Origin of the sequence: Allobosea psychrotolerans (assembly GCF_002917105.1) — a bacterium.
Taxonomy (GTDB): domain Bacteria; phylum Pseudomonadota; class Alphaproteobacteria; order Rhizobiales; family Beijerinckiaceae; genus Allobosea; species Allobosea psychrotolerans.
The window spans coordinates 397,446-405,539 of sequence record NZ_PQFZ01000005.1; the positions used below are offsets into that span (position 1 = coordinate 397,446).

At 60.4% G+C, this 8,094-nt stretch carries 9 protein-coding genes; 7 read left to right on the forward strand and 2 right to left on the reverse strand.

All coding sequences use genetic code 11. The annotated features are described in order from the left end of the window. Positions 1-6: 6 nt before the first annotated feature. The 4 genes from CYD53_RS11895 to CYD53_RS11910 are packed head-to-tail and all read left to right on the forward strand — an operon-like array spanning position 7 to position 3,654. Positions 7-1,947 carry a PAS domain-containing protein gene (locus CYD53_RS11895; protein ID WP_425428287.1) on the forward strand — a complete coding sequence of 647 codons (1,941 nt, stop codon included), beginning with the start codon at positions 7-9 and terminating at the stop codon, positions 1,945-1,947. Then, a complete protein-coding gene (locus tag CYD53_RS11900) occupies positions 1,937-2,578 on the forward strand; it encodes a response regulator transcription factor (RefSeq protein ID WP_103718287.1) in 642 nt (213 codons plus the stop codon). The genes CYD53_RS11895 and CYD53_RS11900 overlap by 11 nt, the downstream gene beginning before the upstream one ends. Positions 2,579-2,580: 2 nt before the next feature. Further along, entirely contained in the window at positions 2,581-2,943 is a 363-nt protein-coding gene (locus CYD53_RS11905) for a response regulator (RefSeq protein ID WP_103718288.1), read from the forward strand. Positions 2,944-2,961: 18 nt separating this feature from the next. After that, a complete protein-coding gene (locus CYD53_RS11910; RefSeq protein WP_103718327.1) occupies positions 2,962-3,654 on the forward strand; it encodes a response regulator transcription factor in 693 nt (230 codons plus the stop codon). A 159-nt stretch (positions 3,655-3,813) separates the two neighbouring features. Here the strand turns inward: CYD53_RS11910 and CYD53_RS11915 are convergent, their stop codons facing one another. Beyond that, complete coding sequence (locus CYD53_RS11915) at positions 3,814-4,563, reverse strand: SDR family NAD(P)-dependent oxidoreductase (RefSeq protein ID WP_103718328.1); 750 nt, start codon at positions 4,561-4,563, stop codon at positions 3,814-3,816. A 416-nt stretch (positions 4,564-4,979) separates the two neighbouring features. Between CYD53_RS11915 and CYD53_RS11920 the strand changes: the two genes are divergently transcribed. The 3 genes from CYD53_RS11920 (at position 4,980) to CYD53_RS11930 (ending at position 6,928) form a co-directional block, all read left to right on the forward strand. Beyond that, positions 4,980-5,810, forward strand: coding sequence for an alpha/beta fold hydrolase (locus CYD53_RS11920; protein WP_103718289.1), 831 nt, complete (start codon positions 4,980-4,982; stop codon positions 5,808-5,810). Positions 5,811-5,889: 79 nt separating this feature from the next. Then, positions 5,890-6,606 (forward strand): transposase, encoded by a 717-nt coding sequence (locus tag CYD53_RS11925; protein WP_342751697.1) that lies wholly within the window; start codon positions 5,890-5,892, stop codon positions 6,604-6,606. Between the two features lie 52 nt (positions 6,607-6,658). Further along, a complete protein-coding gene (locus CYD53_RS11930; RefSeq protein ID WP_425428283.1) occupies positions 6,659-6,928 on the forward strand; it encodes a hypothetical protein in 270 nt (89 codons plus the stop codon). Positions 6,929-7,983: 1,055 nt separating this feature from the next. Here the strand turns inward: CYD53_RS11930 and CYD53_RS11935 are convergent. Next, positions 7,984-8,094, reverse strand: a 111-nt coding sequence (locus CYD53_RS11935; RefSeq protein WP_146055903.1) for a DNA translocase FtsK, incomplete at its 5' end; no start/stop codon positions are given.

The following is an 8,094-nucleotide window of genomic DNA, read 5'->3' on the forward strand; positions in this document are numbered from 1 at the left end:
ATCGACATCGACGTCTACAAGAAGACTGAAGCTGCACTCCGGGCCAGGGAGCAGCATCTGGAGCAATTGATCGACACGGTCCCGGCGATGATCTGGAGCATGACCGAGAAAGGGCATCCCGCCTATCTCAACAAGCGGATCATGGAGGTGACCGGCGCGACACGAGAGACCATTATGGCGCCCGACGGATCTCTGTCGTTGAAGAAGATGATCCATCCCAATTTTCTGGATCTGGCGGAGCAGACATTCGCCAAATCCGTTGCGACGGGAGCGCCCTATAACATCAAATATCTTCAGCGTCGGGCCGATGGCGCGTATCGCTGGACCGAAACACGTGCGGAAGCCTTGCGCGATGAAACCGGCAAGATCGTCCGCTGGTACGGCGTTTCTGTCGACATCCACGATCTGATCGTCACGCAGACGGAGTTGCATCTCCGCAAACAGGAGCTGACACGCCTCGTCGATCTGGTGCCGAGCCACATCTGGCGTTTGACGCCTGCCGGCGAGCCAAATTTCTTCAATCGCCGATTCATCGATTTCCTGGGTCTCGACGAAAGCGACCTCGAGACATCCCGGACGGAGCGATATGCGGCGGCCCTGAATGCCGCCATCCATCCGGACGACGCTGTTCGTTTATGGGCCGAGCTGAAGCATTGCCTGCTCACCGGCCTGCCCTTTTCGATGCGCTACCGGCTGCGCCGCCATGATGGCGTCTACCGTTGGATGGATGGGCGCGCGGAGCCGCTGCGCGACGAGGACGGCAGCATCATCCAATGGCATGGACTATCCCACGACATCGACGATCAGCTGAGGGGGGAGGAGGCGCTCCGGGAGAGCGAGCGTTCGCTGCGCCAGCTGGTCGAGACCCTGCCCGCCCTGATCTACTGCGCAGCGCCCAACGGGGAGCCGATCTATCGGAGCGAAAAGCTGCGGGAATTTCTCGGCTTCGGGCTCGGGGACAAGGATGAGGACGGAAGGACACGCCTCGCCGGCACCTTGGAAGCGATCATCCATCCCGACGACCTCCCGGACGTCAAAGAGAAATATGGCCTCTCGCTGGCGACGGGCTCACCCTATGCGATGAAGCACCGCCTTCGGCGGGCGGACGGCGTGTTTCGCTGGGTCGAAACCCGAACCGCGGCGATGCGCAATGGCGAGGGCGAGATCGTTCAGTGGAACGGCATCAGCTTCGAGATCGAAGATCAAGTGCGCGCGCAGGAAGCGCTGACACTGACACAGGAGCGCCTGGCGCGCGCGGCGCAGGCGGCGAGCCTTGCAGAGCTCTCCGCCTCGATCGCCCATGAGGTCAACCAGCCCCTCGCCGCCGTGGTCGCCAACTCCCATGCCTGCCAACGCTGGCTCACATTGGACCCGCCCAATCTGGAGCGGGCACAGAAGACCGTCGAGCGCATCATCCGCGACGCAAACTCGGCGGCCGCCGTGGTCGGCCGGGTCCGCGCCTTGTTCAGGCAGACTGTCGAAGCGCGAAGCCTCTGCCGGCTCGACGCCATCCTCCACGAGGCCCGCGATCTGATGCTGGAAGAGGCGAGCCGGCGCCGCATTCGCATCGAGATCGATATCGAGGCAGGACTGCCCCCACTGGCGCTGGACCGAATCCAGATCCAGCAGGTTCTCGTCAACCTGATCCGCAACGGCCTGGAGGCGATGGAGCCGACGCAGCACCGGGCGCTTCACATCCGGTGCGCACGCACGGGTGATCTTCTCCGGACGGAAGTCCGGGATACGGGAGTGGGGATCGACGTTCCCGACAAGGTCTTCGAGCCGTTCTTCTCGACCAAGTCCAATGGAATGGGCATGGGGCTGGCGATATCGCGCACCATCATCGAATCCCATGGCGGGCGTCTGTGGGCCGAGAACAACCAGCCCAGTGGAGCGACGTTCGTCTTCACCCTGCCTGTCGAAACGAAAGCGGATCATGACCGCTGACGACACCATCGTGTTCGTCGTCGACGACGACGAAGCCCTCCGGGAAGCGCTGGGCGAGCTGCTGGCCGCAAACGGGGTCCGATCAGCCCTGTTCCGATCCGCAGGCCACTACATCGGCTCGGACAAGCCCGATCTTCCGGCCTGCCTCATCCTTGATGTCGAGCTTCCCGATATCAACGGACTCGATCTGCAACGGCAGATCGCGGAGGGAGACCATCCGCCGATCGTGTTCATCACCGGGCACGGTGACATTCCCTCTTCCGTGCGCGCCATCAAGCATGGTGCCGTCGATTTTCTGACCAAGCCGTTCAGCGACACGGCGCTTCTGGGGGCGATCCGCGCAGCGATCGCGCAGGACCGGGAAACCAGGGCCAGGCGTGCCGAACTCGCGCTCCTGCGGCAACGCTATCGGGAGCTGTCGCCGCGTGAGCGCGAGGTCCTGCCGCTCGTGGTCAGCGGGCTCCTCAACAAGCAAGCCGCCGCCGAGCTCGGCATCAGCGAAGTCACCCTTCAGATCCATAGAAGAAACGTCATGCAAAAATTGGCGGCGTCATCGCTCGCCGACCTGGTGCGCATTGCGGAGCGGTTGGAAATCCCGATCCGGCACTCGCGCCGGATGGGAGGAATCTGAGCTTGAGCAAGCATAAACATATCGTGGCTGTCGTCGATGACGATCCGAGATTGCTCGAATCGCTCGAGGATCTGCTCGAATCGGCCGGCTATGTGGTTCGCAGCTTTCCCTCTGCGGTCGCGTTAACCAGGGCCGGCCTCGCCGGGCTCGATCTTCTCATCACGGATATCGGCATGCCGGGGCTGGACGGCTTCGAGCTGCGCGACCTCGTGAAAAGGGCGCGCCCGGACCTGCCGGTCTTTCTCATCACCGGGCGACATGAGTTCGCCGACCAGATCAGGGCGCGCGCCGTGGAGAGCTTCTTCTGCAAGCCCTTCGACGGCCAAGCCCTGCTCACCGCGATTGCAAGAGCCTTGCGTCCCTAAGAGATGTGGAAGGTGAACATGATCATTGATCGCTCACTCGCGCGGAGATCGATGCCACTCCCGGCAGAAAGCCAGGCCGAGGCGAGGCACCCCCTCGTCATTATCGTCGATGACGACGCCTCGGTTCGAGAAGCACTGTCCGAGCTGATGCTGTCGGCAGGCTTCGAGACGGTCTTGTTCAGTTCGACAAAGGCACTGCTCGAGACCAGCGAACTGGACAAGCCGGGATGCCTGATCCTCGATGTCCGGATGCCTGGCTCCAGCGGGCTCGACCTCCAGCGGCATCTGACGACGAGCGGAAATCCCAAGCCGATCATCTTTCTGACCGCGCATGGCGACATCCCCATGACCGTCCAGGCCATGAAGGCCGGCGCCGTGGACTTCCTGACGAAGCCGGTTCGGGACCAGACGCTGCTGGACGCTGTCAACGCGGCGATCGGGCTGGACACGGCACGAAGGGCGGAAGCTGCGAAGATCAAGAGCTATGTCGAGCGCTTGCAGACGCTGACGCCCCGGGAGCGTGAAATCATGTCTGAGGTGACGCGAGGGCGCCTCAACAAGCAGATCGCCTTCGACCTCGGCATCAGCGAAGTGACCGTCAAGCTGCATAGGGGCAACCTGATGCGAAAGATGGAAGTCACCACCATTGGCGAACTCATCCGGGCGTGGGAGGCTCTGCCGGTCAGAATGCGCGAAACGAGCGCCGCCTAGACCACATCCGCGTCCGTCCGAATCACGGAAATGCTCTAGGCCCTTGATTTATCGCATTTCCTTCACGCGAACCGGTATCCACTTCGCTCGAAATGCTTCAGGGGATGCGGCGATCCTGTCGCCGCTCCGATCCGCGAAACGCTCCGGCTTATCCCTGGATCAGGTCAGCGTGATACCGCCGTCGACGGCGAGATTAACGCCGGTTACGAATTCGCTTTCGGCCGAGCAGAGGAAGAGAGCGGCCTGAGCCAGTTCTTCGGCCCGGCCCATCCGGCCGAACGGGATCGCCTGCGCGGCCTGCTCCTCGACCTGCGACAGCGCTTGCGCGGCGACGCCGAGCTTTCCGATGATCGGCGTGTCGGTCGGACCGGGGCTGAGCACGTTCACGCGGATACGCCGATCCTTGAACTCCAGCGCCCAGTTCCGGGCGAACGCCTCGATCGCAGCCTTGCTGCCGGCATAGACGGCATGGCCATCCAGCACCTTGCGACTTGCGATCGAACTGGTCAGCAGGATGGCGCCGCCATCGCGCAGCACCGGGGCAATCTTCTGCACGCCGAAGAACGTGCCGCGCGCATTGGCGAGAAACTGCCCGTCATAATCGCCTGGCGTCACGACAAGGCTGGGTTGAATCCGGATGCCGGCTGCATTCGCCATATAGATATCGGCCTTGCCGAACCGTTCCGCCACGAGCGCGGCGACACGTTCATGCGTGGTGAGATCGGCAACGTCGCCGACAAGGCCGGTCGCCCTTGGCCCCAGCGCCACGACGGCGTCTTCGACCGCGTCCTCGCGTCGACCGACGATCAGGACCTTCGCGCCCTCGGCCACGAAGATGCGCGCCGTGGCGAAGCCGATACCGCTGTTGCCGCCGGTGATCACGGCGACCTTATTCGCAAGTTTTTCCATGCGGACCTCCATTTGAATGATCCGAGATTGGGGCTCCCTTCGCTGGAATCAAAATATACCGAAGTAGATACGATATATACTTCAGCATAGAATAAGCGGACACCGAGCGCATTGATCGCAATCACGACGCAGGCAAGATCGATCAACTTCGAGGAGCCACCGAAATATCGCTGCCCCTCGGAGTCGGCACCTCAGGAGATGCGCGATCAAGGCATCATCCGAAGGTTTCGATCGCAACCCCTAGTCGCGCCCCGGAGGCGCCGATGTCGAACAAAGCATTATCCAACTCGGCCGACCTCAGTCGGCGAGATCTCCTGTGCGGCGGCGCCGGAATGGCAGCGGTTGGGACGCTCCCGCTCCAGTCCGTCGCACAACCCGCCATCGTTTCCTCCCAGAACAGCAGAAGGAACCAACGCATGAACTATGTGACGACCCGGGACGGCGTCGAGATTTTCTACAAGGATTGGGGCCCGAAATCGGCCCAACCGCTGATCTTTCATCATGGCTGGCCGCTCAGTTCGGATGATTGGGACGCTCAGATGCTCTTTTTCCTGGCTCAGGGCTTCCGCGTCGTCGCTCACGATCGACGCGGACATGGCCGTTCCAGTCAGGTCGGCGAGGGCCACGACATGGACCATTACGCCGCCGACGTCGCGGCTGTCGTCGAGCATCTCGACCTGCGCAACGCCGTCCATATCGGCCACTCCACCGGAGGGGGCGAGGCCACGCGCTATGTCGCGCGCCACGGCCGGAAACGCACCGCAAAACTCGTCCTGATCGGCGCGGTTCCGCCGATCATGGTCAAGACCGACCGGAACCCAGGCGGCCTGCCTATCGAGGTTTTCGATGGCTTTCGGAAGAGCCTCGCCGCCAATCGCAGCAAGTTCTACTCCGATCTCGCGGCGGGGCCGTTCTATGGCTTCAACCGCGCCGGGGTCGAGGCGGATCCCAGCCTCATCCAGAACTGGTGGCGCCAGGGCATGATGGGCGCAGCCAAGGCTCACCATGACGGCATCAAGGCCTTTTCCGAAACCGATTTCACCGAGGACCTCAAGATGATCGAGGCGCCGACTCTCGTGATGCACGGCGATGACGATCAGGTCGTCCCGATCGGCGACAGCGCTCCGCTATCTGCCAAGCTGCTCAAGAGAGCGACGCTGAATATCTACAACAAGCTGCCGCACGGCATGGCGACCACCCACGCGGATCTCGTGAACAAGGATATCCTAACCTTCGTCCGAGGCTGACGTCCGGGGACGAGGCGGCAAGCAGAGCCGCCTCGTCCAAATCCGCGTCGTTCGGTCATCATCGATATCCGGGGTTACGGTGACAGTGCACTTCTTTGACGCCGCCGACGCCGTTGGCCAAGCTGCGCCGATGGCTCGTCTCGCTCGTGTTGTCGTCCCTGGACTTCCGCATCATGTCACTCAGCGCGGCAATGGTCGCGCCCAGGTGTTTTTCGGCGACGGCGATTATGAGCTTTACCGGAACTTGCTCGTGCAGCACTGCCGTTCCGCCGATGTCGCCGTCTGGAGCTGGTGTCTGATGCCAAACCACGTTCATCTTATCCTGACGCCAGCCGATGCAGACGGCCTGCGCCGAGCCCTGTCAAAGGTGCATCGCATCTATGCCGGGGTGATCCATGCGCGACAGAAGAAGACCGGGCATTTCTGGCAGGGGCGATTTGGCGCTGTGGCGATGGACGAGCACCATTTGCTGTCGGCGGTGCGCTATGTCGGTCTTAACCCGGTGCGCGCCGGGCTGGTTGCGCACGCGCAAGACTGGCGCTGGTCCAGCGCACGGGCGCATATGACCGGCGAACCGGACGGGGTCACCGATCTTACGCCAATCCGCGACAGGCTGCCATCGCGGGAAGGCTTGTTCGATTGGGCAGATGAGGACGCGGCAGCGTTTGAACGACTGCGCAGGGCTGAAAGCATCGGACGGCCCATCGGCAGCGAGGCGTTTCTGGAGCACATAGCCACGTTGACAGGAAGGGACCTCAAGGCTGCGAAAAGAGGGCCTAAAAGCAAAGCCGAATAAAGTGCACTGTCACCGTAATGCCCGCGACGGCGGACCGGGACCGCTGCGGCCATTGACCGATGCGTTCATGCCCGGCGACGCCGCCTTGCTCGAAGCTTGTTACGCAAGGCTCGAAGGCAAGACCGCGCGGCAGAAAAATCCCCACCCAAAAGGCTCGCTGGCCTATGCCGCGTGGGTCTGCGCCCGTCTTGGAGGATGGACAGGCTACTACGGCAAACCCGGGCCCATCGTCATGCTCGAAGGCTGGCTCGAGTTCCAGGCCATGAAACGAGGCCTAAATCTCATCCAGCCTCACCTCAAAGCCTCCAAACACAATGTGTGAATCCGGTAGCCTGTAAGGAGAGGGTTCCCCGCGCTTGTCTGTGGGAGAGTGGGGGATGAACGGCCTGCGGTCACGCGCCTGCTGTCGCAGCGTTTTCGGGGCCATCTGAGGCCGCAACGCCAGCGTTCAATCCTCGTCTTCGGGGGCTCAACTGGGAATTTTATCACCAGTCACACTGTCAATTGCGCCGTCTATCGCCGCCCCGAGACCGAGCGCGTCAAACACGCTATTGGCCATATTTCGTGCCCATATCGGGAGAACCGTCGAATATCGACAATCGCGACGCGAAAAATATTTCTCACTTTCTCAAAAATAAATACTTCAATCTTTTTACAAATAACCCGTACGATATAAGTAAACACAGAGATATGTAAAATATAGATCTATTAGAGTATGTACCATAACTATCAGTTTGCAGAGAATTTGTAAGATAAATAAATTTACAGTAAATCGATATCATTAAAATAATAATATTGATCACATATACGCTCACCTTAAATGAGCTACAATTATAAACCGAAAATCTCTCAAATGCCAAAATAACTATCGTAATAACTGAAACAAAAACTGAATAAATTATTATAGACCCGATATTTGATGGCGAAAACCACCTCAACCCGAGCGAAATTACAAAATCACACAGTATTAAATAAAATATATCCCTATCAAAAAACTGACGCCATCGCATTAAATTAGCTCGCATGACATCTCAAATCCAAAACGGCGTCGCGACTCCGCTGGAGAGGCGAGCATAGAAAACGACCACCAGTCTACCTTCTAGCGCGAAGCAAATTATCAGAACAGGACCGGCGGCGTCGCCAGCCATTCCAACTCGCCGACAGATTCGTTTGAAATCCGAGGCCAGGATTTATCAGCCGGACGATTTCGCACAAGATCGCCGCGACCGTTCTGGCGGCATTGGTGAACCGAACCGGCTCCACCTCGTTCAGGGGCAGACATTCGGATTTTGAGTACCAGGCATGCGCTGTTGATATCAGCCCATGCCTCGCCTGCCCTGCCTCGCCTCAGGCGCTGCAGCCCCGCGCCGCTCGGGCTTAAGCGTCGTCGTCTTCGCGAGCCCTGCCGGTTTCGACCAGGATCTCGCGCTTGCCGGCGTGGTTGGCGGGGCCGACGATGCCTTCGTTCTCCATCCGCTCCATGATCGA